This window comes from Streptomyces sp. NPDC046862 (assembly GCF_040704615.1).
Classification (GTDB): Bacteria; Actinomycetota; Actinomycetes; order Streptomycetales; family Streptomycetaceae; genus Streptomyces.
The window spans coordinates 67,225-90,639 of sequence record NZ_JBEYXP010000038.1 but is presented as its reverse complement, the minus strand read 5'-3'; the positions used below and the strand labels follow the sequence as shown (position 1 = coordinate 90,639).

At 70.0% G+C, this 23,415-nt stretch carries 25 protein-coding genes; 14 read left to right on the top strand and 11 right to left on the bottom strand.

Features of this window, described 5'->3' with window-relative positions; translation table 11 throughout:
* Positions 1-185: 185 nt before the first annotated feature.
* On the bottom strand, positions 186-962 hold the full coding sequence (locus AB0959_RS34510) for an NPP1 family protein (protein WP_366830655.1): 777 nt from the start codon (positions 960-962) through the stop codon (positions 186-188).
* A 382-nt stretch (positions 963-1,344) separates the two neighbouring features.
* Here AB0959_RS34510 and AB0959_RS34505 point away from each other — a divergent pair, with 382 nt between their 5' ends.
* The gene (locus AB0959_RS34505; protein WP_366830654.1) at positions 1,345-2,526 is read left to right on the top strand and encodes a MalY/PatB family protein; all 1,182 of its coding nucleotides are present in this window, start codon (positions 1,345-1,347) and stop codon (positions 2,524-2,526) included.
* 23 nt (positions 2,527-2,549) lie between these two features.
* Here AB0959_RS34505 and AB0959_RS34500 read toward each other — a convergent pair whose 3' ends face one another.
* Positions 2,550-2,741 carry a hypothetical protein gene (locus tag AB0959_RS34500; protein WP_366830653.1) on the bottom strand — a complete coding sequence of 64 codons (192 nt, stop codon included), beginning with the start codon at positions 2,739-2,741 and terminating at the stop codon, positions 2,550-2,552.
* 268 nt (positions 2,742-3,009) lie between these two features.
* Positions 3,010-3,315 (bottom strand): hypothetical protein, encoded by a 306-nt coding sequence (locus AB0959_RS34495; RefSeq protein ID WP_366830652.1) that lies wholly within the window; start codon positions 3,313-3,315, stop codon positions 3,010-3,012.
* 486 nt (positions 3,316-3,801) lie between these two features.
* On the opposite strand from AB0959_RS34495, the gene AB0959_RS34490 reads away from it, so the two are divergent.
* Together AB0959_RS34490 and AB0959_RS34485 are read left to right on the top strand one after the other, a co-directional pair.
* Entirely contained in the window at positions 3,802-4,077 is a 276-nt protein-coding gene (locus tag AB0959_RS34490) for a hypothetical protein (protein ID WP_366830651.1), read from the top strand.
* Complete coding sequence (locus AB0959_RS34485; protein ID WP_366830650.1) at positions 4,074-4,469, top strand: DNA-binding protein; 396 nt, start codon at positions 4,074-4,076, stop codon at positions 4,467-4,469. The genes AB0959_RS34490 and AB0959_RS34485 overlap by 4 nt, the downstream gene beginning before the upstream one ends.
* 87 nt (positions 4,470-4,556) lie before the next feature.
* Here the strand turns inward: AB0959_RS34485 and AB0959_RS34480 are convergent, their stop codons facing one another.
* From AB0959_RS34480 to AB0959_RS34470, 3 genes are read right to left on the bottom strand one after another with little or no spacing between them, the layout of a single operon-like run.
* A complete protein-coding gene (locus tag AB0959_RS34480) occupies positions 4,557-5,354 on the bottom strand; it encodes a sugar phosphate isomerase/epimerase family protein (RefSeq protein WP_366830681.1) in 798 nt (265 codons plus the stop codon).
* 38 nt (positions 5,355-5,392) lie between these two features.
* On the bottom strand, positions 5,393-6,547 hold the full coding sequence (locus tag AB0959_RS34475; RefSeq protein WP_366830649.1) for a dihydrodipicolinate synthase family protein: 1,155 nt from the start codon (positions 6,545-6,547) through the stop codon (positions 5,393-5,395).
* Positions 6,544-7,695 (bottom strand): Gfo/Idh/MocA family oxidoreductase, encoded by a 1,152-nt coding sequence (locus tag AB0959_RS34470; RefSeq protein WP_366830648.1) that lies wholly within the window; start codon positions 7,693-7,695, stop codon positions 6,544-6,546. The genes AB0959_RS34475 and AB0959_RS34470 overlap by 4 nt, the downstream gene beginning before the upstream one ends.
* Before the next feature lie 647 nt (positions 7,696-8,342).
* Here AB0959_RS34470 and AB0959_RS34465 point away from each other — a divergent pair.
* The 7 genes from AB0959_RS34465 to AB0959_RS34435 all read left to right on the top strand — a co-directional run bounded on the left by AB0959_RS34465 (position 8,343) and on the right by AB0959_RS34435 (position 15,038).
* A complete protein-coding gene (locus tag AB0959_RS34465) occupies positions 8,343-9,383 on the top strand; it encodes a LacI family DNA-binding transcriptional regulator (RefSeq protein WP_366830647.1) in 1,041 nt (346 codons plus the stop codon).
* A 149-nt stretch (positions 9,384-9,532) separates the two neighbouring features.
* Positions 9,533-9,790 (top strand): hypothetical protein, encoded by a 258-nt coding sequence (locus tag AB0959_RS34460; protein WP_366830646.1) that lies wholly within the window; start codon positions 9,533-9,535, stop codon positions 9,788-9,790.
* Positions 9,791-10,033: 243 nt separating this feature from the next.
* Complete coding sequence (locus tag AB0959_RS34455) at positions 10,034-10,507, top strand: nuclear transport factor 2 family protein (RefSeq protein WP_366830645.1); 474 nt, start codon at positions 10,034-10,036, stop codon at positions 10,505-10,507.
* 106 nt (positions 10,508-10,613) lie between these two features.
* Positions 10,614-11,159, top strand: a complete 546-nt coding sequence (locus tag AB0959_RS34450; protein ID WP_366830644.1) for a TetR/AcrR family transcriptional regulator — start codon at positions 10,614-10,616, stop codon at positions 11,157-11,159.
* Between the two features lie 98 nt (positions 11,160-11,257).
* Positions 11,258-12,727, top strand: coding sequence for an MFS transporter (locus tag AB0959_RS34445; RefSeq protein ID WP_366830643.1), 1,470 nt, complete (start codon positions 11,258-11,260; stop codon positions 12,725-12,727).
* Between the two features lie 443 nt (positions 12,728-13,170).
* Positions 13,171-13,917: a GNAT family N-acetyltransferase gene (locus AB0959_RS34440; RefSeq protein ID WP_366830680.1), complete on the top strand. Its 747-nt coding sequence runs from the start codon at positions 13,171-13,173 to the stop codon at positions 13,915-13,917.
* A 182-nt stretch (positions 13,918-14,099) separates the two neighbouring features.
* Positions 14,100-15,038 (top strand): bifunctional helix-turn-helix transcriptional regulator/GNAT family N-acetyltransferase, encoded by a 939-nt coding sequence (locus tag AB0959_RS34435; protein WP_366830642.1) that lies wholly within the window; start codon positions 14,100-14,102, stop codon positions 15,036-15,038.
* A gap of 65 nt (positions 15,039-15,103) precedes the next feature.
* Here the strand turns inward: AB0959_RS34435 and AB0959_RS34430 are convergent, their stop codons facing one another.
* The 3 genes from AB0959_RS34430 to AB0959_RS34420 all read right to left on the bottom strand — a co-directional run bounded on the left by AB0959_RS34430 (position 15,104) and on the right by AB0959_RS34420 (position 17,650).
* Positions 15,104-15,763 (bottom strand): hypothetical protein, encoded by a 660-nt coding sequence (locus AB0959_RS34430; RefSeq protein WP_366830641.1) that lies wholly within the window; start codon positions 15,761-15,763, stop codon positions 15,104-15,106.
* A 34-nt stretch (positions 15,764-15,797) separates the two neighbouring features.
* Positions 15,798-17,288 (bottom strand): alpha/beta hydrolase, encoded by a 1,491-nt coding sequence (locus tag AB0959_RS34425; protein WP_366830640.1) that lies wholly within the window; start codon positions 17,286-17,288, stop codon positions 15,798-15,800.
* Between the two features lie 71 nt (positions 17,289-17,359).
* Positions 17,360-17,650 carry a hypothetical protein gene (locus tag AB0959_RS34420; RefSeq protein ID WP_366830639.1) on the bottom strand — a complete coding sequence of 97 codons (291 nt, stop codon included), beginning with the start codon at positions 17,648-17,650 and terminating at the stop codon, positions 17,360-17,362.
* A 189-nt stretch (positions 17,651-17,839) separates the two neighbouring features.
* Between AB0959_RS34420 and AB0959_RS34415 the strand changes: the two genes are divergently transcribed.
* The 4 genes from AB0959_RS34415 (at position 17,840) to AB0959_RS34400 (ending at position 21,904) form a co-directional block, all read left to right on the top strand.
* The gene (locus tag AB0959_RS34415; RefSeq protein ID WP_366830638.1) at positions 17,840-19,021 is read left to right on the top strand and encodes a histidine kinase; all 1,182 of its coding nucleotides are present in this window, start codon (positions 17,840-17,842) and stop codon (positions 19,019-19,021) included.
* Positions 19,022-19,699, top strand: a complete 678-nt coding sequence (locus tag AB0959_RS34410) for a response regulator transcription factor (RefSeq protein ID WP_366830637.1) — start codon at positions 19,022-19,024, stop codon at positions 19,697-19,699.
* A gap of 271 nt (positions 19,700-19,970) precedes the next feature.
* Complete coding sequence (locus tag AB0959_RS34405; RefSeq protein WP_366830636.1) at positions 19,971-20,768, top strand: sugar phosphate isomerase/epimerase family protein; 798 nt, start codon at positions 19,971-19,973, stop codon at positions 20,766-20,768.
* A gap of 242 nt (positions 20,769-21,010) precedes the next feature.
* On the top strand, positions 21,011-21,904 hold the full coding sequence (locus tag AB0959_RS34400; RefSeq protein WP_366830635.1) for an MHYT domain-containing protein: 894 nt from the start codon (positions 21,011-21,013) through the stop codon (positions 21,902-21,904).
* A gap of 61 nt (positions 21,905-21,965) precedes the next feature.
* On the opposite strand, the gene AB0959_RS34395 is transcribed toward AB0959_RS34400, so the two are convergent.
* Together AB0959_RS34395 and AB0959_RS34390 are read right to left on the bottom strand one after the other, a co-directional pair.
* The gene (locus AB0959_RS34395; protein WP_366830634.1) at positions 21,966-22,505 is read right to left on the bottom strand and encodes a DUF4232 domain-containing protein; all 540 of its coding nucleotides are present in this window, start codon (positions 22,503-22,505) and stop codon (positions 21,966-21,968) included.
* Positions 22,506-22,649: 144 nt separating this feature from the next.
* On the bottom strand, positions 22,650-23,390 hold the full coding sequence (locus tag AB0959_RS34390; protein ID WP_366830633.1) for a peptidase E: 741 nt from the start codon (positions 23,388-23,390) through the stop codon (positions 22,650-22,652).
* Between the last annotated feature and the right edge of the window lie 25 nt (positions 23,391-23,415).

Sequence of the window (23,415 nt, the reverse complement as noted above, 5' to 3'; positions counted from 1 at the left end):
GCCGGACACACGCCCCGGAAAAAAATCCCTCAGATCGTGCAACCCTTCCCGCACACCGTGTGTCGTACATGGCGTCGGGACCGCTCGGAGGGGGATCTGGGGGGATCGCGGGGGTTCCGGCACGGAGGGGAAAGCCCGAGGGGCCCGGTCTGCGGACCGGGCCCCTCGAAGTATGCCGACGCGGCTCAGCCCCACGCGTCGAACGTGATGCCGGACGGCTTGGCCTTGTTGAGGTTGTTCTCGAAGTTGCCGTCCTTGAGGGGGAAGTTGGCGCTGCCCCAGTCCTTGTTGACCACCGCGTCGCGGATCGCGGTCGACGGGAACTGGTCCCAGCCGACCAGGTCCTCGAAGTGCCACTGCCCGGTGTCGTTCTCCGGCGCCTCGGACGCGCCCGCGAGGCGGAAGGCGTGGGTGCTCACGCCGTCCTTGTGGTACACGATCTTGGGGTGCGTCCTGGCGGCGTCCCACCACGCGACCGAGGAGGCCGCGTAGGTGGTGTAGCCGCCGTGGGCCGAGGTGGACACGTAGGCGGGCTGGCTCGCCCCCTGCTGGACCCAGACCACCACCGACTCCCAGTCGTGGCGGTGCCCGCCACCGAAGACGGTCGCCTGGTCCTTCTCGAAGTAGCTGGCGTAGATGATCCCGCACCAGCCCTGGTTGCACTTGGGCCGCGAGTAACTGTTGTCGTTGTTCAGGTGGTTGGCGGTGCGGCAGCCACCGGTGATCGACCCGGAGGGATTGAGGCCGCCATTGAGGTTCCCGCCCGCGTCGACCGCGGCCGCGGGGTAGCAGCTGTCGGTGTCGTAGTCGTAGACCGGCTCGAACGCCCGCTGGAACGTGGTGGCGTTGGCCGGGAGGGGTGCCAGCACGGCGGCGGAGGCGCTACTGGCGAAGCTGACGGTCAGCACAGCTGCCATGCCCATGACGAGCGAGGACTTGCGGATGCGCGATCTGAGGCTCATTGCGTCCTTCTGAACGGTCACGAGGGGGGGTTACGCGGTCTGACAGACACGCGCGATCACGGTCCCGGCACCCTGTGAAGATCAAGGAGTAACCACGTGTCAGGGCGGGGAAGCGCCGGCCAACTACCGAAGGATGACGGGTGGGCCGACAGTAGCGGATGAACTGACTCGCCAGTAACCCCCTCGCCCTTGGCACCGACGTACCGGCGGAGTTGACGTAAAAGTAGTCGGCGTGATCCAGAAGCCGTATGCCAGGATGCGCTGACGGGCCCTCACCCTCGAAGACACCATGGGCCTGTCGGAGCGGACGCGAGGAGACCCATGAGCATCGCCGGACCGGCCTGGTTCAGGAGCAGTCGCGGCAGCGGCGGTGACGCGGCCCATGCCTCGCGGAACTGACCCGCTGCGGCAGCTCTCCCTGGAGCAGCTGCGGCGGCGTACGAGCATGAAGTGGCGGACGTACCCCGAGGACGTACTGCCGCTCTGGGTGGCCGAGATGGACGTGCCGCTGGCCGAGCCGGTGGCGCGGGCGGTCAACGAGGCGGTGGCGCTCGGCGACACGGGCTACCCGGCCGGGACGGCGTACGCCGAGGCGCTGGCCGTGTTCGCCCGGGAGCGGTGGGGCTGGGACGGACTGGCCGTGGAGCGGACCGCGATCGTGCCCGACGTGATGCTGGGCATCGTGGAGATGCTCAAGCTGGTCTCCGGGCCGGGGGACCCCGTGGTGGTCAACTCCCCCGTGTATCCGCCCTTCTACCAGTTCGTCGGGAACATGGGGCGGCCGGTCGTGGAGGCGCCGCTGGGCGGGGACGGGCGGATCGACTTCGGCGCGCTGGAGGCCGCGTTCAGGAATGTCGCCCGGCTGGCGCGCCGGCCGGTGTATCTGCTGTGCAGCCCGCACAACCCGACGGGGGCGGTGCACACCGCGGACGAGCTGGCACGGGCCGCCCGGCTGGCGGGGACGTACGGGGTGCGTGTCGTGGCGGACGAGATCCACGCCCCGATCGTGGCCGCGGGTGTGTCCTTCGTGCCGTATCTGAGCGTTCCCGGCGGGGAGAACGGCCTGTCGTTGATGTCGGCGTCCAAGGCGTGGAACCTGGCCGGGCTCAAGGCCGCCCTCGCGATCGCCGGGCCCGACGCGGCGGACGACCTGGCCAGGCTTCCCGAAGAGGTCAGCCACGGCCCCAGCCACGTCGGCATCATCGCCCACACCGCGGCACTGCGGGACGGCGGCGACTGGCTCGACGCGGTGCTGGCCGGGCTCGACGACAACCGCCGGCTCCTCGCCGAACTGCTGGCCGAGCACCTGCCCGCGGTCGGGTACGAACCCGCTCAGGCCACCTACCTGGCATGGCTGGACTGCCGGGAGCTGGGTCTCACCGAAGACCCGGCCGACGCCTTCCTTCAGCGCGGCCGGGTCGCCCTGAACTCCGGAAGCGACTTCGGGACCGGCGGCGCGGGCTTCGTCCGCATGAACCTGGCCACCTCACCGGAACTGATCACCGAGGCGGTACGACGCATGGTCACCGCGACGCAGCCCGAACCGGCGCCGCCCGAAGCGTGAGACGGCACGCGCATGAGTGGCCTCTACTTCACGCACTTCACCGTGAAGGGCGGATCACTGGGTGCTGCGTTGACCGGGCGGACGTTGCCGAACTTGACCCCGTAGAAGAGGTCACAGGCCTCGTCCCAGGTGAGATTCCTCAGACTCTTCGAGTCGTTGGTGATCGGCATGGAGCGGTCGGCGCCGACACACTCCCAGTCGGCGACGGTCTCCACGTCGGAAGGGTCTGAGGAGTCTTCAAACCCTTTGGCTCTGCAGTAGGACGGTATGTCGGGCAGACCGCCCAGGACACGGCCGGCCGGGGTCGCAGGTGTGGCGGGAAACGCCAGGAGCCCGGCGGCAACCCATGCCGCAACCGAAGCAACGGCAGCAAGAATCGACCTCATCACGGCCCTCCTCGATCTCCCAGGGGCGTTCGCCCGCACGCGAGGTGCGGGCGAACAATGAAGCAGGCTTCGTCGAGAGCCCGCTGAAAGCCGACGATCACTGACTGTGAATGTGCGCCGCGACGATGGCACCGTTCTGCACGGTGTAGGTGCCGGCGAACAAGCGATGGGAGCCGTCCGTCTGTGTCGCGTCGAGCTTGACGCTGACCGTTCCGCCGCTCACGGAGAGGACGGTCACGTCGTCGTTGGCCGTGTTCGCGAACGAGTCCACGAAGTCGTCATACCTGCCGCCGACAATGTTCTTGCCGCCGAGGGCCCACGCGGCCACGAACGCGCCGTCGTTGATGGCGCTGAAGTACGCCTCCACCACGTCGGAAGGCGGTGGTACGGCTTGCGTGGGCAACCGCGAGGCGGTCGCGGGTGCAACGGATGACAGGGGCGCCATGTCCGTCGGCGGGGCGGTGCTCGCATGCGCCGGCCGCGTTCCACCGCCGAACCCGCCCACGGTCAGAACCGCGACGATCAGCGCTGACACGGTGACTGGCACGCTCTGGCCGGTCCGAGCCGCTCGGGAACCTTCGGGATGCATCATGATGGACCCCCCTGTCCATCTCGGGTGCGTACACATCCCAGCGTGAAGCGGAATTCCCCGAGATGCATCTCGGCGCGACGTCCGATCAGCCCGCTCTGCCGGGTGGGGTCCGGACAGACCTGGTACGGCTCGCCTCGAGGGCCTCGAGCTCGTCCGGTGCCGGAATGATCCCACCCTGTTCTCGTCAACTGGCGTTACCCACAGGGGTTGTGCCGGGCGATCCGGAAACGTCACCCAAGCAAAAGTCGGGTTTGCGCCGCGCAGACGCTCTAATAGAAGTTTTGTTACTGTGTCGGCGTGAACGATCCCGCCTACGGGCCCGGTGAAGGCCCCACGAAATCCGTGTCCGTATCCGTCCACGAGGGCACCATCGCGGCTGTCCGCACCCGCGTCGGCAAGCGCGGTATCTCCGCCTACGTCGAGGCCGCCATCCAGCGGCAGATCGAACGTGACCAGCTGGACGAACTGATCGCTGCCAACGAGGAGCTCCACGGACCCCTCACCCAGGAGGAGATCGACGCAGCCGAACGCGAGATGTTCGGCGTCGCCAAGGAGGGCCGGTCGGCGGCATGAGTGGGACCTGGATCCTCGACAGCCAGGCGCTGTCTCTCTACCTCCGTGCCGACCGCACCATGACCGCGAAGCTCGCCGCGGCGCGCAGGCGGGACGTCCGCGTGATCACCAGCGCGGCCACCATGGTCGAAGCGGACCCCCAGGGCGTGCGTACCGCCCGCCTGAACTGGGCTCTCTCCCGGCTCGTGGTGGAGCCCGTGTCCAAGGACACCGCCAGAGAAGCCGTCGCGCGGATGCAGGACAGCGGCAGGACCGGCGGGCACAAGTACGCCCTGGACGCGATCGTCGCCGCCACCGCCCGTGCGGCACAGCCCCCGGTGACCGTGCTCACTTCCGGTGTCGACGACCTCAAACCGCTGTGCGGCAAGAACGTCGAGGTCAAGCAGGTCTGAGGACCAGCATCCAGCCGCATGCAAGAGGCAACGCCGGTCCCAGGACCATGAGCAGGGTCCGAGAACCGGCGTCACACGAGGTCACCCCTACGCCGCGTGCTCCACGAACCGTGCCGCCGTCTCCGCCAGCACCTCGCGGCCGTCCCGGGCCCACAGGCCGTCGTTGAAGAGTTCGACCTCGATGGGGCCGGTGTAGCCGGCGGCCTCGACGTAGGACTTCCACTCCCTCATGTCGATCGCGCCGTCGCCGATCTGGCCGCGGCCGGTCAGTACGCCCTCGGGCAGCGGGGTGGTCCAGTCGGCGAGCTGGAAGGTGTGGATGCGGCCGGACGCGCCCGCGCGGGCGATCTGGGCGGGGGCCGTGTCGTCCCACCAGATGTGGTACGTGTCCACGGTCACGCCCACCTGGTCCGCCGGGAAGCGCTCCGCGATGTCCAGGGCCTGGGCCAGGGTGGACACCACGCAGCGGTCCGAGGCGAACATCGGGTGGAGGGGCTCGATCGCCAGCCGGACGCCGTGCGAGGCCGCGTACGGCCCCAGTACCGCCAGCGCGTCCGCGATGCGCTCGCGTGCGCCGTGCAGGTCCTTGGAGCCGGTCGGGAGGCCTCCGGAGACCAGCACCAGCGTGTCCGTACCGAGGGTGGCCGCCTCGTCGACGGCCCGGCGGTTGTCGTCCAGGGCCTTGGCGCGCTCCTCCGGGTCGATCGCCGTGAAGAAGCCGCCCCGGCAGAGGGTGGTGACCGCGAGGCCCGCGTCACGCACCAGTTTCGCCGACGCCTCGACGCCGTACGACTGGACCGGTTCGCGCCACAGGCCGACGCCGGGGACGCCCAACTCGACGCACGCCTCGACCAGTTCGGGCATGGACAGCTGCTTCACCGTCATCTGGTTGATGGAGAAGCGGGACAGGTCGCTGTTCGTGCTCACTGGGCCACTCCGTACACCGCCAGCAGGTTCTTCATGCGTTCCTCCGCCAGCTTCGGGTCCGGGAACAGGCCCAGGCCGTCGGCCAGTTCGTACGCCTTCGCGAGGTGCGGGAGCGAGCGGGCCGACTGCAGGCCGCCGACCATCGTGAAGTGCGACTGGTGGCCCGAGAGCCAGGCCAGGAAGACCACACCCGTCTTGTAGAAGCGGGTGGGTGTCTGGAAGAGGTGGCGGGACAGCTCGACCGTGGGGTCGAGGAGCTCGCGGAAGCCCTTCACGTCACCCGTGTCCAGCACGCGGACCGCCTCGGCCGCCAGCGGGCCCAGCGGGTCGAAGATGCCCAGCAGGGCGTGGCTGAAGCCCTGTTCGTCGCCCGCGATCAGCTCGGGGTAGTTGAAGTCGTCGCCCGTGTAGCAGCGGACGCCGTCGGGCAGGCGGCGGCGCAGGTCGATCTCCCGCTGGGCGTCCAGCAGGGAGACCTTGATGCCGTCGACCTTGTCCGGGTGCGCCGCGATCACGTCCAGGAAGGTGTCCGTGGCCGTGTCCAGGTCCGAGGAGCCCCAGTAGCCCTCCAGCGCCGGGTCGAACATCGGGCCGAGCCAGTGCAGGACGACCGGCTCGGCGGACTGGCGCAGCAGGTGGCCGTAGATCTCCAGGTAGTCCTCGGGGCCCTTGGCGGCCGCCGCGAGGGCACGGGAAGCCATCAGGATCGCCTGGGCGCCCGACTCCTCGACGACGGCGAGCTGCTCCTCGTACGCCTTGCGGATCTCCCCCAGGGAGGCCGGGCCGGTGAGCTGGTCGGTGCCGACCCCGCACGCGATCCGGCCGCCGGCCGCCTTCGCCTCGGCGGCGCTGCGGCGGATCAGTTCCGCCGCGCCCGCCCAGTCCAGGCCCATCCCGCGCTGGGCGGTGTCCATGGCCTCGGCGACACCCAGCCCGTGCGACCACAGGTGGCGGCGGAAGGCGAGGGTGGCGTCCCAGTCGACGGCGGCGGGCGAGTCCGGTGACACGTCCGCGTACGGGTCGGCGACCACGTGGGCGGCGGAGAAGACCGTACGGGAGGTGAAGGGGGCGCCCGTGGTGAGGGCGAGCGGTTCCGTGCGCGGGGTGTAGAACCTCAACACCCCGTCGGCACCCGGCAGTTGGATCGTCACAGCTGGATCTCCGGGACGTCGAGACGGCGGCCCTCGGCCGAGGACTTCAGGCCCAGCTCGGCGAGCTGCACGCCACGGGCGCCGGCCAGCAGGTCCCAGTGGTAGTCCGCGTCGGCGTAGACGTGCTTGAGGAACAGCTCCCACTGTGCCTTGAAGCCGTTGTCGAACTCGTCGTTGTCCGGGACCTCCTGCCACTGGTCGCGGAAGGAGTAGGTGGCCGGGATGTCCGGGTTCCACACGGGCTTCGGTGTGGCGCTGCGGTGCTGGACGCGGCAGTTGCGCAGACCGGCCACCGCCGAGCCCTCCGTGCCGTCCACCTGGAACTCGACCAGCTCGTCGCGGTTGACGCGCACGGCCCAGGAGGAGTTGATCTGGGCGATGGCCCCGCCGTCGAGCTCGAAGACGCCGTACGCGGCGTCGTCGGCCGTCGCGTCGTACGGCTTGTCCTGCTCGTCCCAGCGCTGCGGGATGTGGGTGGCGGTGAGCGCCTGGACGGACTTGACCCGGCCGAAGAGCTCGTGGAGGACGTACTCCCAGTGCGGGAACATGTCGACGACGATGCCGCCGCCGTCCTCCGCGCGGTAGTTCCAGGAGGGGCGCTGGGCGGGCTGCCAGTCACCCTCGAAGACCCAGTAGCCGAACTCGCCGCGGATGGACAGGATGCGGCCGAAGAAGCCTCCGTCGATGAGGCGCTTGAGCTTGAGCAGGCCGGGGAGGAACAGCTTGTCCTGGACCACGCCGTGCTTGATGCCGGCCGCGTTCGCGAGCCGGGCGAGCTCCAGGGCGCCCTCCAGGCCGGTCGCCGTCGGCTTCTCGGTGTAGATGTGCTTGCCCGCGGCGATCGCCTTCTTGATCGCCTCCTCGCGGGCCGAGGTGACCTGGGCGTCGAAGTAGATGTCCACGGTCTCGTCGGCGAGGACCGCGTCCACGTCCGTCGAGACGTGCTCCAGGCCGTGCTGCTCGGCGAGCGCCCTGAGGGCGTGCTCACGGCGCCCGACGAGGATCGGCTCGGGCCACAGCACGGTGCCGTCGCCCAGGTCGAGCCCGCCCTGCTCACGGATGGCCAGGATGGACCGGACGAGGTGCTGGCGGTAGCCCATGCGCCCGGTCACGCCGTTCATGGCGATACGCACCGTCTTGCGTGTCACGTCATTCCCTTCGTACGCGTCGCGCGCCGCGTACGCCTACATCGGAGTTCCATCGATGAGCGTGACAGCAAGCGCTTTCTATACGATGAGACGCTAGCCTCTGTGCGGCGGATCGGACAAGACCGCGCGGGTGAGAGATGCGCGGTTTCGTCTACGGCTTTCCCGTGAGGGGCGTCTGTGAGGCTTCCGGCCGGTTGCCACGGCGCTTCGGGCGGGATGCGTGGGGTCGTACGGCAACCGGGAGGGCGGGGCTGGGCGTCTGTACGGCTGGTCGCGTGGCTGGTTTTGCAGCACGGCGGGTGCCGTGGCTGGTCGCGCAGTTGGTCGTGCGGCACGGCTGGTCGCGTGGCCGGTGTACGGGCCGTGGGGCGGGCGTACGGCTTGGGGTGCGCGTGACGGTGGTGCGGCTTGGGTGTCGTACGGGAGCCGTGTGGCGCTGAGGGTGGTGGGGGGTGTCGTACGGGGTGGCCGTGCGGCGCTGAAGACGGTGTGGTGCCGTGCGGGGTGACCCTGTGCGGTACCGAGGGCGGGAGGTGCCGTACGGCGATCCGTGCGGTGCCGAGGACGACGACGAGACGACGGACGGCCATCGCGGTGACGAGCAGACCGGCAGACGTTGTGAGGACCGGACCGGAGGACGAGGAACGATGACTGTGACCCTGGCGGACGTGGCGGCCCGCGCGCAGGTGTCGCCCGCGACCGTCTCCCGGGTGCTGAACGGGAACTATCCGGTGGCCGCGTCCACCCGTGAGCGGGTGCTGCGCGCGGTGGACGACCTGGACTACGTCCTGAACGGCCCGGCGAGCGCTCTGGCGGCCGCGACCTCCGACCTGGTCGGGATCCTGGTGAACGACATCGCCGACCCCTTCTTCGGGATCATGGCGAGCGCGATCCAGTCGGAGATCGGCGGCCCCGGCGGCCGGGCGGGCGGCGAGCGGCTGGCCGTGGTGTGCAACACCGGCGGCTCCCCGGAGCGCGAGCTCACCTACCTCACGCTCCTCCAGCGCCAGCGCGCCGCCGCGGTCGTCCTCACCGGTGGTGCCGTCGAGGACGCCGCGCACGTGGCGGCGGTCGAGAACAAGGTCCGCAAGCTGGCGGACGCGGGCACCCGGGTCGTCCTGTGCGGGCGCCCGCCCTCGCCCGACGCGATCGCGCTCACCTTCGACAACCGCGGCGGTGGCCAGCAGCTCACCGAGCACCTCATCGGCCTCGGCCACCGCCGCCTCGGCTACATCGCCGGGCCCGAGGAGCGCACGACCACCCGTCACCGCCTGGAGGGCCACCGCGACGCGCTGGCCCTCCACGGCATCGAGGACGACCCGAAGCGCACGGTGCACGGTCGCTACGACCGCCAGGCCGGCTACGACGCCACCCTCGAACTCCTGCGCCGCGACCCGTCACTGACGGCGGTCGTGGCGGCCAACGACACCGTGGCCCTGGGCGCCTGCGCCGCACTCCGTGACTCCGGCCTGCGCATCCCCGACGACGTGTCGGTGGCCGGCTTCGACGACCTCCCCTTCGCCATCGACGCCGTACCGGCCCTGACGACGGTCCGCCTGCCCCTGTCGGAGGCGGGCGCCCGGGCCGGCCGCATCGCGATGGGCCGCGAGGAGCCCCCGCCGGGCGGGATCGCGACCGTGCGCGGTGAGCTGATGGTGCGGGGGTCGACGGGGGCGCCGCGGGAGTAGGGCGGCGCGCCCGCGCCGTGGGCCGTGACCGTGGGAAGCAACCCTTCCGGATGCGCGGCGGTCTTACCCGGCGTCGCATCCAGAGGCCCAGAGGATCAGCCCAGCCTCTGTCGACGCGTACCGGTAACCGACTGGAAGGGGCCCGGCCCATGGAACTCGATCCCGATCTCTGCCTGGACGTTCCCGAGGATTTCGATGACACGGATGCCGAGAGCCAGGTGCATCCCATGGCCAGGAAACTGTTCTCCGCCACAACCGCAGCGGATGTCTTCGGGGAAGCCCAGGAGTGGGTGGGCGAACACGACGTCTTCCTGGTGGACGTCTCATGGGACTACGCGCACGACGAGGACCAGCCCTACACGCTGAGCATCTATTTCACGTTCGAGCAGGGCCCCGAAGACAGCTGACCGCTGAACGCGTCGCCCTGTTCGCCCGTGGCCGTGGCCGTGGCCGAGCCGAGGGGCCGACGGCTCGTCGGCCGTACCGCCCAGCCGGGGTCCTTCCATGACCGTCTCCGTCGCGAGTGTCGGACGCGAGGTTGACAGCCTCCAGTTGTGAGTGGTTAATTACTTTCATCGCCACCGAGGCGGCCTACAGGCTCGGCGACCAACCATCTATGCGGTCAACCGCTTCAAGACGGAGGATCAGTCATGAGTGACACCGTTTCCACCGCACAGAACACCGACAGCATCCGCGCCGGAGCGCAGCAGGCGTTCAAGAACCACCTGGACCACCTGTCGTCCGGGCGGATCCCGGAGTGGGTGGACCTCTTCACCGAGGACGGGGCGCTGGAGTTCCCTTACGCCCCCAAGGGCTTCCCCACCAAGACCGCGGGCAAGGAGGGGCTGTACGAGTACATGAAGAACTTCCCCGAGCACTTCAAGGTGGAGTTCACCGACCTGCGCTTCCACGAGACCGTCGACCCCTCACTGGTGATCGCCGAGTTCAAGAGCCGGGGTACCGCGCTGAGCACGGACCGGCCGTACAACCAGACGTACATCTCCGTGGTGGAGACAAAGGACGGCAGGATCAGCCGTTACGTCGACTTCTGGAACCCACTGGTGGGCATGGAGGCCCTCGGTGGCAGCCCGGCCGACATGGCCTCGGCCTTCAGTGACGACTGAGGCCGAATGCCACTCTCCGGCAGTGGACGGGTCGCCCACCCGCCCTCGCCCCGGAGATGGTTCGGCGACTTGACGCTCCGAGTACGGAAAGTGTTTGGTTACTCACATGGAGACGAGGACACGGCAGCGTTCCACTGCCGAGGAGCGCCGGGCCACGGTCATGCGTACGGCAATCAAGACGTTCGCCGAGCGCGGGTACTACGGAACCTCGACGATGGACGTGGCCAAGGCCGCCGGTATCTCGCAGGGTTACCTGTACCGGCTGTTCAAGGACAAGGAGACGCTGTTCGCAGCCCTGGTCGACCACTGCTCCGCCCGCCTGCGGGAGAGCGCCGCCGCGGCGGCCGCATCGGTGCAGAGCACCGACCCGGAAGCGGTCCTGAAGGCGCTGACCGCCTCCTACGACGAGGTCATCGCCGACCGGGACGTGCTCATGATCCTCATGCACGCCCAGTGCAGCGCGAGTGAGCCGGTCATCGGTGAGGCGGTGCGCACCTGCTACGCCAAGCAGGTCGAGTACGTCCGCGCCGTCTCAGGCGCCTCCGACGAGCAGCTCCGCCGCTACTTCGCCGACGGCCTGCTGAGCAACGTACTGGTCGCGATCGACGCGACCGCCCTGGACACCCCCTGGGCGCGCACGCTGCGCGCCTAGCCGAAGCATCCTGCCGGGCCGCACCGAGCGGCCCCTCTTTTTGGACCAGAAAGTAAGCGGTCAACCGCTTACTTAATCCCTCAGAGAGGCTCCCCCTCATGCCACTCCACTCCAAGGCCCACTCCAAGGCCCGCTCCAAGGCCCGCTCCACCGGACTTCTGCTGGCCCTGCTGGCGTTCGCCCAGTTCATCAGTGCCATCGACTACAACATCGTCTACGTCGCGCTCCCGGAGATCGGCCGCGAGGTCGGCTTCGACGCGCAGAACCTGCAATGGGTCGTCAGCGGCTACGCGGTCGCCTTCGGCGGCTTTCTGCTGCTGGGCGGCCGGGCCGCCGACCTGCTCGGCCACCGTCGTATGTTCACCACCGCCCTGGTCCTCTACGGCGTGTCCTCCCTGGCCGGCGGACTGGCCACCGACCCAGGGCTGCTCGTGGCCGCCCGCGCGGTCCAGGGATTGGGCGGCGCCCTGCTGCTGCCCGCCACGCTCTCCCTGATCGGCACCACGTTCCAGGAGGGCGCTGAACGCAACCGGGCACTCGCGATCTGGGGCGGCGCCGGAGCCGTCGGCCTGGCACTCGGCTCCCTGCTGGGCGGCATCCTGACCAACTACCTCGGCTGGGAGTCCGTCTTCTACGTCAACGTCCCCCTCGCCCTGGGCGCCGCCGCCGCAGCTTTCTCGATCATCGCCAAGGACGCGCCGCGGGAGCGGGGCCGCAGCTTCGACCTGACCGGCGCGCTGACCGCCACCGTCGGCTTCACCGCCCTCGTCTTCGGCGTCGTACAGGGACCCGAAGCCGGCTGGGGCTCCGCCGAGACCCTCACCGCCCTCCTCGGCGGCGCACTGTTCATCGGGCTGTTCCTGATCGTCGAGTCCCGCACCGCGCACCCGCTGATGCCGCTGAGCCTGTTCCGCAACCGCAGCCTGGTCGCCGCGATGGGCGTCACCTTCGTCTTCATGGGCACGTTCGGCGCCCAGTACTACTTCTTCACCGTCTACCTGCAGAACGTGCTCCACTACAGCGCCCTGACAACCGGCCTGGCGTTCCTGCCCTCGGCGCTGGTGGGCATGGTCGGCACCAAGCTGAGCGAGAAGCTGCTCGGCAAGGTCGGCCCCCGCACGACGATCATCACCGGTTTGCTCGTCGGCGCCGCCGGCATGGCCGTCCTGGCGCTGGGCATGTCCCCGAACGGCGGCTACCCGACCCTGCTGCCGGGCGTGATCCTGCTCAGCCTCGGCCAGGGCATCGCCTGGACCGCGATGTTCGTCGCGGCCACCAGCGGAGTCGACGCCCGCCACCAGGGCATCGCCTCGGCGATGGCCTCCACCACCCAGCAGATCGGCTCCGCCGTCGGCCTCGCGATCCTGGTCGCCATCGCCAATTCCGGCGCCCACACCAGCACCGGCCCGGACCTCGTCCCCGGCTTGCGCGCCGCAGGGTTCACGGCCGGCGCTCTCACCCTCCTCGGTGTGGCCATCGCCCTGACCCTGCACCGGCCCGGCACCACCCCGTCGGCACCCGCCGCAGCGCGGACCACGCAGAAGACGGAAGCAGGCATCTCCGCCTGAGCCAAGGACGTGGCCGATCGCCCCGCCTGTCGCGAGGGCGATCGACCACGTCCGGCGAGAGTTCCACGACCTGGCGTCCACGCTGATCGACCTGCCGACCGGCCACCACCCGTTCCTGTCCCACCCGGCGTTGCCGGCCCAGGTGATCGGTGGAGTCCCGTCCGAAATCCAGTGGCCCCGAGCCTCCTGGGGTGAGATCGTGTGCCCCTCACCCAGCCCCTCACTCACGACGTACGGCGAAGGACTGAAGCCAATGAATGCGGCGTCCCCCAGCGGCCGCCGTCGGCACTGACCGAACCGTCTGCCCCGGCGGCAGCACGGGGAGCCATCAGTGCCGTTCGCGTCTCCTCACGGCGGCCCGACGAAGCGGTGCCCGACGCACCGTCACACGTCACGCGTCCATCTCGGACGTGCCACTCCATCCACGTGAGGTCACCATCACCATGGACATCGACGTCCAGAGCTTCGCCGTCGCCAACCTCCGCCGCCGTCCCGAAGTCGCCGAAGTGGGCGGCTTCGTCGCGGGATTCGACCCCTCGACCACCAGCCCCTACATCAACTACGCGAGTCCCTTGCCGGGCGCCCGTCCCAGCCGACGGGACGTCACGGCACTGATCGAGGCGTTCCGCGAGCGCGGTCTCGTCCCCCGGCTGGAGTTCGCTCCGGACGGGGCTCCCGCCGTGGAACCGGCCCTGCGGGAAGCGGGGTTCACCACGGAGGCGGTCCACGAGTACCTGGTCTGCGTCCCCGCCACGCTGACGACACCGTCGGGCGCCGTGGTCGAAACCCCGCGCACGGACGGGGAGTACGCGTCGATCGACGCCACGCTCACCGAGGCGTTCACGGGTGAGTTCGCCTCGTCCCCGGAAGGTGTGGCCAGGCTGCGGCGCACCCAGGAGAACGGCGGGGCGGTCCGGTTCGTCCGCGCTCCCGACGGCGGCTGCGCCGGGGCGGCCTCCTGCTCCGCGCCCGCCGTGGGCACGTCGGAACTGGCCGGCGTGGGCACCCGTCCCGCCTTCCGCGGCCGGGGCGTCGCCGCCTCCGTCACGGCGGCACTGACCGAGGCCATGTTCGCCCGGGGAGCGCGGTCGGTGTGGCTGGAGTACTCGGGCGAGGGCTCCCGCCGGGTCTACGAACGCGTCGGCTACCGCCCGCACGGCACACGCCTGTACATGACGCTCGGTCAGTGATGCCCGGAGAGTGACATCCGGCGCGGACGGGGTGGGGCGGGGCGGGGTGACGGGCCCCGCCCCGCCCCTCTCGCCGTCTCTGGACGCCCGGCAGGGTTCGGCCGTACGCTCGCCCCATCACATATCTCTGACTGAGTCAGATATAGAGCTGTCGAGCCATCGAGCTCAGGGGGGCGACGATCATGACCGTGCAGGACATCCGCTCGTTCAACCGCTTCTATACGAACGTCATCGGCGCACTGGACTACGGCCGCCAGGTCTACGCGCCGTACACGCTCACCGAGGCACGCGTGCTGTGGGAGCTGGCGCACGCCGCGCGTACCGACGCGGCGGATCTGCGGGCCGAACTGTCGCTGGACTCGGGGTACCTGAGCCGGCTGCTGGCCAAGTTCGAGGAGGACGGGCTGGTCGCGCGGTCGCGGTCGACGACTGATCCGCGACGCCGCCGGGTCACACTGACCCAGCGCGGGCGCGAGACGGCGGACCTGCTGAACGAGCGGTCCAGCGAGGCCGTGAGCTCGCTGCTGGCCCGGGTCCCGGCGACGGACCGGCCCCGGCTCGCGGAGGCCATGCTCACCATCCGAACGGTCCTGGACGAGAAGCGGGAGCCCCGCCCCGAGGACGTGACCCTGCGCGGGCCCGGGCCCGGCGACCTGGGCTGGATCGTGGAGCGCAACGCCGCCCTCTACGCGGCGGAGTACGGGTTCGACGCGACGTACGAGGGCCTGGTCGCGAGGATCGTCGCGGACTACGCCGGGGACCACGACCCGCGTCTGGAACGGACATGGATCGCCGAGCTGGACGGGCGGCGGGTCGGGTGCGTGATGTGCGTACGGGACGCGGAGGACCCGCCGGGGGCGGCCCGGCTGCGGCTGCTGCTGGTCGAGCCGGACGCCCGGGGCCTCGGGATCGGCAACCGGCTGGTGCGGGCCTGCGTCGACTTCGCGCGCGAGGTCGGCTACCGCGAGATGCTGCTCTGGACGAACGACTGTCTGGGCTCGGCGCGCAGGATCTACCAGCACCACGGCTTCACCCTCGTCACCGAGAAGCCCCACCACTCCTTCGGCGTGGACCTCGTGGGTCAGGACTGGCGACTGGACCTGCGGGACGCGGCCGAGTGAGTCTCTTTGCCCGTGTCCGCGAGCGACGGAAGGAGTCTCACGACGACCGGTCCGAAGAAGCGGGGTCAGCCCGCTCCACCGTCGAGCAGCCAGTGGTAGCGCAGCCGCAGCGCCCGCTCCGTGCTGGCCGCCACCGTGCAGAGCCCGACCACGACGTTGCCCCATGCCGGTAGATCAACGGGCGAGGTGAAGGTCCCGACGTACTGGGCGACGCCTTCCGGCGCCCGGGTGATCTGTTCGGCGAGCTGAAGGATCAGGAGAACCAGGCCGACGACGAGCACGTTCACCGAGAGGAAACCGATCCAGCGGCTCAGTACGGGGTGCGCGAGGTCGAGGCGCGCGCGACGGCCCTCGGCGGAGGCGGGGTCCGGGACGAGCTGGAACTCGGCCCCCTCGGCGGTGACATAGTGGCAGCGCTTGAGCCCGAAGGTGCTCGTCCTTACTTCGACGGTGCCGCCCTGGACGGGGAAAACGGCAGGGACGGTGGACTCGGCGTGACGCCTGCCATCGAGGTACAGGTGGGCTATGACCCTGCCGGACGAGGACGAGTGGTTCTGATGCCTGACGTCGACGGCGTAGACCGTCTGGCGGCCGTCGTCGTTCTTCAGCCGAAGATGGAACAGTGCGCGGGTAAGCATCTGCCACCAGCGGAAACGCTTCAACGGTCGCCCGTCCCCGGGCTTGACCCGCTGCACAGCCCGACGATGCCGCCACTCCTTGAGCATGCCTCTACTCCTGTTGCTTGCTGGGCTCCGCCGCTTACTTGCCGGGCTCCGCCGCGCAGGCGAGGTCCTGCGCCGGGCGCTGCCCCGAGGTCAGGAACGCCGTCACCGTGTCGTACGCGCACGTGTTGGGGCCGAACGGATAGACACCGTGCCCGCCCTGGTCGGCCGTCACCATCGTGGCCCGCTTCCCGAACGCCTGCCGCAGCTTCCTGGCGCCGGCCAGTGGCGTCCCCGGGTCGCGCTCGTTCTGCACCATGAGCACGTTCGACGGACCCCGGTCACCGATCCGCACCGGCTTCTCGACCCGCTCGTCCGGCCAGAACGCGCACGGTCCGATGCCGGCCGTGGACGCGCCCAGCATCGGGTACTTCAGCCGGTCGACCGCGACATTGCGCTGGTACTCCCGGACTGTCCCAGGCCAGCGGGAATCACCGCACGCCACGTACAAGCGACTGGCCATGAAATTTTCCGTGATCGTCGGCGGGTTGAACGGCAGTGGCTTGCCCTTGTCGAGCGCCTGCCAGGCCTCGGCCAGCTTGGGGATGCCCGCATCGCTGTAGAGGAGGTCGAACGTCATCCCGCGGAACATCGTTCCGTCGATGTCCTGGACCGGTGTCGTCTCCAGCCGCTTGGCGAGATCGAAGAACGTCGCGGTCACCTGCTCCGGTGTGGTGCCCAGACCGTACTCGGGGTGCGCGGCCGCGAACGCCGCGAAGTCCGGGAACCGGTCCTCCATTCCACGGGCGAACAACCGCGCGGCCGTGACGTCGTAGCCGCCGGGGCCCATGTTGCTGTCGAGCACGATCCGGTCGCTGCGTCCTGGGAACAGCGTCGTGTACACCGCACCGAGGTAGGTGCCGTAGGAATGACCGAGGTACGAGACCTTCGGCTCGCCCAGCGCCGCCCGGATCCGGTCCATGTCGCGCGCGGTGTTCGCGGTGGTGGTGTGCGGCAGCATGTCCGCCGTCTTCGAGGTGGCGCACTGCTCGGCGATGGTCCGCGCGTTCTTCGCCTCCCGCGCGACATCGGCCGCGGTGTGCGCGTAGGGCGGGAAGTTGCCACGTCGCATCTGCTCCGGCGTCAGGTCGCAGGTCACCGGCGTGCTGCGGCCGACGCCGCGCGGGTCGAAGCCGATCACGTCGTAGGAGTCCAGCACCTCCTGCGGCAGCTTCGAGGCGGCGAGAACGGCCGGGTAGCCGAGACCCGTGCCGCCGGGGCCGCCCGGATCGGTCAGCAGCACGCCGCGGCGCTGCGAGGGCTTCTTGCTCGCCAGCCGGGAGATCGCGATCTCGATCTGCCGGCCGTCGGGATTGCGGTAGTCCAGCGGGACTTCGAGTGTCGAGCACTCGAGACGGGGTGCATCGGCCTCAAGGGGTGAGTCGGCCTTCTCCGAGCACGGGCCCCACCGCACGGTCTCCGGCGTCGCCGCCGCCGTGTCCGGCGTCGCCAGCACCGACACTCCCGCGATCGAGGTCGCCGCCACCACGCTGGCGGCGAGGACGAGGGACAGGTTCCTCCTGCGCATCTGCTGTTCTCCTTCTTTTCGGCGTTGCCGTGGGAGCGGGTCTTTCGTTGCCGATGCCGTCAGACCGTTTCTCAGCCGCGGATGCCCCCGGAATTACCGGAATTACTGGAATTACTGGAATTGCCGGACCGCTCGGTGGTCGGTTCCTTGCGGGTGTGTGACCAGCCACCGAGCACCATGGCGACGAGCGCGATGAATCCGAGGAGGATCATCTGGCCGGTAAGGCCGCCGGGGACCCAGGTGACGATGCCCCACAGCGGCTCGGAGTCCGGGTTGAGCAAACCGCGGATCACCGCTTGGGCCGCCAAGGCTGTGATCACCATCCCGGTCGCCTCAAGGGCCACATGGCCACCCTTGCGCATCGCGTTTCTCCGTCTGGTGTTCGGTTGTCTCGGCACGTGAACGAGTCTGTCCGTGCGGCGCGGCAGGCACATCAGCCCGGCGGCTCGCATCGCCTTCGACCAAGGACGGGGCGGTCATGCGACTCCGGTCGAGGGCGCATCAGCCCCCGGTCTGCTGTGCCGGCCGCACCGTGTCGCGATAATGACCAGGTGAACACGGACGTCGCGCCACGGCTCGGGTGGTGGCAGCAGACATGGCGACTGGTGGCGGCCGCGGCAGTGGGCATACCGCTCTGGCTCTCCGTCGGTGTGGTGCAGCGCGGGCAGGCGACCGGAACGGGCTCGTGGTTCGTCATCGGTGATCCGCTGGTGGCTCTCGGCTGCCTGACGGCGCTTCTGTGGCGGCGGCGGTTCCCGCTCGCCGTCGCCATGACGGTCGCGATCGCCTCGACCGCGTCGGCGCTCGCTTCCGGCGCCGCGCTTCTGGCGCTGGTTTCGATCTCCACGCGTCGCCGTCCGGTGGAGATCGGGGTCGTCGCTCTGGCCCTCGTGACCGCGTCACAGTTCGCCGGCGGGTTCTACCCGGTCCCGAGTTCGCCCGGCTTGTTGTGGTACCAACTCGCGTTCCCGGCACTGATCGCGGGCATCGCGGTGGCCATGGGCATGGCCATCGGCGCGCGCCGTGTCGAAGTGAAGTCCTTGCGGGACCGGGCGGAGAGCGCGGAACGGGAACAGACCGCACGAGCGGCGCAGGCACGGGCCCTGGAACGCAACCGGATCGCCCGCGAGATGCACGACGTGCTCGCGCACCGGATCTCCCTGGTCGCCATGCAGGCCGGGGTGCTGGACCACCGCAGCAACCTCACAGCTGAGGAGAACCGCCTGCTGGTCCGCGGCATCGCCGACGGCTCCCACCAGGCCCTGGAAGAACTACGGGACGTCCTCGGGGTGCTCCGGGCCGACCCGGACCGCCCGGAACCACCACAACCCTCCCTCGACCGCATCCCCGAACTGGTGGACGACGCCCGCGCATCCGGACTGAACGTCACGCTCACCAGCACCGTGACGGAAACACCGTCCGACATCGTCGGACGAACCTGTTACCGGGTCGTCCAAGAAGGACTGACCAACGCCGCCAAACACGCCCCAGGCGCACCCGTACACATCACCCTCGAAGGAACAGCGGGCGACGACCTCATCGTCAGCGTCCACAACTCCCCAGCCACCACAGCGACCGCACCACCACCGGCATCGGGATTCGGCCTGCTCGGCCTCACCGAACGCATCACCCTCGCCGGCGGGAAACTCGACCACCACCCCACACCCGACAACGGATACCTCCTCACCGCGCAATTACCCTGGCCGAACCCCACCCGAGAAAAGAGAGCATGAGTGGACAGCGAGCGGCAGCCGGTGCGTGTCGTCATCGTCGACGACGACCAGTTGGTGCGGATGGCGCTGCGACTCGTCATCGACGGCGAACCGGACCTGACCGTCGTCGCGGAGGCGGCCGACGGAGACGCCGCGATCACCGTGGTGGACGAGCAGCGGCCGGACGTCGTCCTGATGGACGTGCGGATGCCCGGCCGTGACGGTCTCAGCACGACCCGGGAACTCCTCACCCGGCCGGCGCCGCCGCGGGTGCTCATGCTGACCACCTTCGACTCCGACGATCTGGTGCTCGGCTCACTGCGGGCCGGAGCACTCGGCTTCGTCCTCAAGGACACCCCGCCATCGCGGATCGCCGACGCGGTGCGGACCGTCGCGGACGGCAACCCCGCGCTGTCGCCGGCGGCCACGGCACGGGTGATCGCCGCAGCCACCGGCCCGCAGTCCTCTCACGCTCGCGACTCGTCCCGCGAAGCCGCACGGAAACAGCTGTCCACACTGAGCGAACGAGAACTCGATACCGCTCGGGCCATCGCGGACGGACTGGGCAACCCGGAGATCGCCGAGCGGCTGCACATCAGCATCGCGACCGTCAAGGCGCACATAGGCAACCTGTTCGCCAAGCTGGCGGTCGAGAACCGGGTGCAGATCGCACTCCTGGTCCGCGACGCGGAGGAATGACCGGCCCGGCGCGGAGGATGCCGGCACCTGCACCGCCGCCATGGAGGCAAGGCCGACACGTCGTCTTTCGCCACGCGACGGCTGTCGCCCGCCGCGTGACGGTTGTCGTTCGCCGTACGACGGGTATCGTCCGCCGCATGCCCGGCTGTCCCGGGTGACGTCGTTCACCGCGCCCGTGCGGCGGGGGCCTGCGCCCCGTGGTGCCGTGCGGCAGGGCGGGCCGGCGTCGGCCGGGACAGCGCACCCGTAGTTCCAGAGCGAGGTGGAATTCGTGAAACTGGCCTTCTCCACCCTCGGTGTCCCCGGTCTCCCGCTGACCGACGTGCTGCGACTGGCGGTCGAGCACGGTTACCACGGCGTCGAGTTGCGTACACACCCCGAGGAACCGGTGCACACCGGACTCGGCGCCGCCGAACGGGCCGATGTGGCCGCCGAGTTCAAGTCGGCGGGCGTGGAGGTCCTGGGCCTGGCGGGGTACGCGCGGGTGGCGGCGCCGGGCGACGACGAGCCCGTACTGGCCGAGGTGCGCGCGCTCCTCGACCTGGCTCGCGACCTGGGCGCCCCCTACGTACGCGTCTTCCCCGGAGGCGGTGAGCAGGACGCCCCGGAGGCGGACGCGACGGCGGCCCGGCGGCTCGGTACGGCGGCGGAGTACGCCACCGACGCGGGGGTGCGCATCCTGCTGGAGACCCACGACTCGCACCGGACCGGAGCCGACGCGACCCGCGTGCTCGGGCTGGTCGGCCACCGCCAGGTCGGCGCGCTCTGGGACGTCATGCACACCTGGCTGGGCGGCGAGGATCCGGCGGCCTCGTACGCGGCGCTCTCCCCGTTCCTGGGGTACGTGCAGGTCAAGGACATCGCGTCGGCCGACGACACCACCCCGTTGCCACTCGGCGCGGGCGTGCTGCCGCTCACCGAGTGCGTGGACCTGCTCGCCCGGGAGGGCTGGGACGGCTGGCTCTGCTGGGAGTACGAGAAGCGCTGGTACGAGGGTGCCGCGCCGCTGCCGGGGCTGCTGCGGGCGGGCCGGGAGCATCTGAGCCGGCTCATGAACGACGCGGCCTGACCGAGCGGCAGGCGCGACACGGCAGGCGCGACACGGCAGGCCGCGACAGCGAAGAGCACAGAGTGCCATTCGATCCGGTGCCGCAAGGGAAACGGCGACTCCGGCTGAATCGTGTCCATTACTGACCGAATACGATACTCGCCGGTAGAAAGTCTTTCGGCTACTTGCGGTAACGGATTGCACTGGCTGCCCGCTACAAGAGACCCTCCCCGAACTGGCACGAACTCGGGGGGCGTTGGCATATGCAAGGCACCATTGACGGCTTCAGGTACGGCGCGGTCACTCCGGTGGCGGCGTTCATCATGGCGTGCTTAGGAGGCGCGCTGGGGCTGCGTTGTGTGGTCCGGTCCGTGTTCAACGAACGGTCGTGGAAACCCGGTTGGCTCGCGCTCGGCGCGGCGTCGATCGGGTGCGGTATCTGGACCATGCACTTCATCGCCATGATCGGCTTCCGCGTGGAGGAGACCCGGATCCGCTACGACGTGGGGCTGACGGTGCTGAGTCTCGTCGTCGCGATCGCCGTCGTCGGTGTCGGGGTGTTCGCGGTCGGATACCGCGGGGTCACGATCGCGACACTGGGCGCGGCGGGAACCGTCACGGGGCTCGGGGTCGCCGCCATGCACTACCTGGGCATGGCTGCCCTGCATCTGAACGGTTCCATCCGGTACGACCTGTTCGCCGTCGCGCTCTCCGTGGGGATCGCGATCCTGGCCGCGACCACCGCGCTGTGGGCGGCCGTCTCGATCCGGGGCCTGTTGGCGAGCCTGGGGGCCAGTCTGGTCATGGGCATCGCCGTGTCCGGCATGCACTACACGGGGATGGCGGCCGTGAGTGTGCATCTGCACGGCACGACCAGGGGGACGTGGGCGGGCGAGTCGCCGACCTCGCTGCTGCTGCCGATGCTCCTCGGGCCGGTCGTCTTCCTGGTCCTGGCCGGGGCCGTGGTGATGTTCGACCCGTTGCTGGTGAGGGGTGACGAGGGGGCGGACCGGGGCGTGCGGCGGGGGGCCGCCGTGGCGGGCCGCCACTCGTCGCGGCCCGCGCCGCGATCCGACTCCCTCTTCGAGCCGTCGCCTCCGGCGCCCCGGCCGGAAGCGTCGTCCCGGCCGGAGGCGTCTCGCGTACAGAGGTGGTGAATCGTGTCACCCCGCTCCACCACCCGCGAGACCGTCTTCCCGGGCGGCACCGCCCAGTTGGTTACTGTCCGACCGGGTTGAGGTAGGTGGCCGGGCGGGTGGCGCCGTCCTGCTTGAGGATCTGGCCGCCGAACGGCCACTTCAGGGTGAAGTGCTCCGTCTCGTTCGGCGGGGTGACCAGGAACTTCGCCGGAACGAACTTCTCCTTCTTCGGCGTGGACCCGGCCACCGGGAGCAGGGTGATGCTGAAGTCGACCGTGTCCCCCGGCTCCAGGGTCATCTTTTCGGGCGTCTTGGAGGAGCGCGCCAGCGACCAGGTGCCGTCCGTGCTCTGAGCGCCGACCATGTCGACACCGGCGAAGCCGGACAGGGTGCAGGTGCGCGTGCTCTGGTTGGTGAACCAGATGTACGCCTGCGTCTGCTGGTCGGTCCGCTCCATCTCCGGCTTCGCGTCGTCCCCCGTGGCGAAGCCGGCCTTCAGGTCGGCGGTGTGGCATCGGGTCGGCTCCGCCTTGGCGGCGGCCGAGGCCGGGACGGCGGCAGCGGCGGTGCCGGCGACAACGACGGCCGCAAGGGCCACGGCGGTCAGCTTGCTCTTCATGAAGTCTCGGGTTCCCCTCGCATACGAATCGGCGCGCGAGGTCAGTGCGCGCCTCCGCACCTGAAGATGTGCGATACACGGGAGAGGTTCAGTGTGCGGAGATCCTTTTTCCGGCCTGGTCGGGAAGGGCCCGGGACAGCACACCTAGCCGCGCGGCGTCGACAGCAGGCGGGGTTCGAGGCGGTCCTCGACCGCCCGGCCGTCCTCGCGCCGTACGACGTACGCGCCCTTCTTCGGCGCCTCGGTGACCGCCTCCACGAGCTCCCTCCCGCGGTACACCAGGCCCACCCCGTCATCGGTGCAGTGGCTGACCGGCAGCGTGCCGTCGGCGACCAGCCGGTGCAGCAGTGGCCGGCGGCCCGGGTCGCTGTCGTAGTGGACGCCGTTGCCGTACGGCAGGAAGCCCAGGGCGTTGGTCACGGGCCGCAGTTCGGGCCCGAAGGAGTCCGTCGTACCGCCCTGGAACCAGCAGATCGACCCGGCGCTCACCCCGGTGAGCACGACCCCGGCCTCCCAGGCCCGCCGCATGACCGTGTCGAGCCCGTGCACCCGCCACACCGCCAGCAGGTTCGCCACCGAACCGCCCATGACCCAGACCACGTCCTGGTCGAGCACCGCCGACTCGATGTCCACGATGTTGGGCATGGGGAAGAGCTGCAGCGGCGTCAGGTCGAACCCGGCCACCCGCGCCGCCTCGCTCGCGCGCGCGGCGAAGGACTCGGCGTCCCCGATGGCCGTCCCCACGTACATGATCCTCGGACGGCGCCCCGTCACGCCCGCGAGGTCGACCGCGTGGTGCACGAGCGCGTCGAAGGTGACCCTCGTGCGGTCTCCGGGGCGCAGTCCGCCCGAGGTGGCGAGGATCGTGGGTTCCTGAGCCGTCATGATCCGGGACCCTAGCAAGCGCCGG

What these genes read in the sequence shown, in the direction of transcription:
- AB0959_RS34510 (WP_366830655.1), bottom strand. Translation starts at nt 962, where the DNA reads ATGAGCCTCAGATCGCGCATCCGCAAGTCCTCGCTCGTCATGGGCATG.
- AB0959_RS34505 (WP_366830654.1), top strand. Translation starts at nt 1,345, where the DNA reads ATGCCTCGCGGAACTGACCCGCTGCGGCAGCTCTCCCTGGAGCAGCTG.
- AB0959_RS34485 (WP_366830650.1), top strand. Translation starts at nt 4,074, where the DNA reads ATGAGTGGGACCTGGATCCTCGACAGCCAGGCGCTGTCTCTCTACCTC.
- AB0959_RS34480 (WP_366830681.1), bottom strand. Translation starts at nt 5,354, where the DNA reads ATGACGGTGAAGCAGCTGTCCATGCCCGAACTGGTCGAGGCGTGCGTC.
- AB0959_RS34465 (WP_366830647.1), top strand. Translation starts at nt 8,343, where the DNA reads ATGACTGTGACCCTGGCGGACGTGGCGGCCCGCGCGCAGGTGTCGCCC.
- AB0959_RS34460 (WP_366830646.1), top strand. Translation starts at nt 9,533, where the DNA reads ATGGAACTCGATCCCGATCTCTGCCTGGACGTTCCCGAGGATTTCGAT.
- AB0959_RS34455 (WP_366830645.1), top strand. Translation starts at nt 10,034, where the DNA reads ATGAGTGACACCGTTTCCACCGCACAGAACACCGACAGCATCCGCGCC.
- AB0959_RS34450 (WP_366830644.1), top strand. Translation starts at nt 10,614, where the DNA reads ATGGAGACGAGGACACGGCAGCGTTCCACTGCCGAGGAGCGCCGGGCC.
- AB0959_RS34445 (WP_366830643.1), top strand. Translation starts at nt 11,258, where the DNA reads ATGCCACTCCACTCCAAGGCCCACTCCAAGGCCCGCTCCAAGGCCCGC.
- AB0959_RS34440 (WP_366830680.1), top strand. Translation starts at nt 13,171, where the DNA reads ATGGACATCGACGTCCAGAGCTTCGCCGTCGCCAACCTCCGCCGCCGT.
- AB0959_RS34435 (WP_366830642.1), top strand. Translation starts at nt 14,100, where the DNA reads ATGACCGTGCAGGACATCCGCTCGTTCAACCGCTTCTATACGAACGTC.
- AB0959_RS34430 (WP_366830641.1), bottom strand. Translation starts at nt 15,763, where the DNA reads ATGCTCAAGGAGTGGCGGCATCGTCGGGCTGTGCAGCGGGTCAAGCCC.
- AB0959_RS34425 (WP_366830640.1), bottom strand. Translation starts at nt 17,288, where the DNA reads ATGCGCAGGAGGAACCTGTCCCTCGTCCTCGCCGCCAGCGTGGTGGCG.
- AB0959_RS34420 (WP_366830639.1), bottom strand. Translation starts at nt 17,650, where the DNA reads ATGCGCAAGGGTGGCCATGTGGCCCTTGAGGCGACCGGGATGGTGATC.
- AB0959_RS34400 (WP_366830635.1), top strand. Translation starts at nt 21,011, where the DNA reads ATGCAAGGCACCATTGACGGCTTCAGGTACGGCGCGGTCACTCCGGTG.
- AB0959_RS34395 (WP_366830634.1), bottom strand. Translation starts at nt 22,505, where the DNA reads ATGAAGAGCAAGCTGACCGCCGTGGCCCTTGCGGCCGTCGTTGTCGCC.
- AB0959_RS34390 (WP_366830633.1), bottom strand. Translation starts at nt 23,390, where the DNA reads ATGACGGCTCAGGAACCCACGATCCTCGCCACCTCGGGCGGACTGCGC.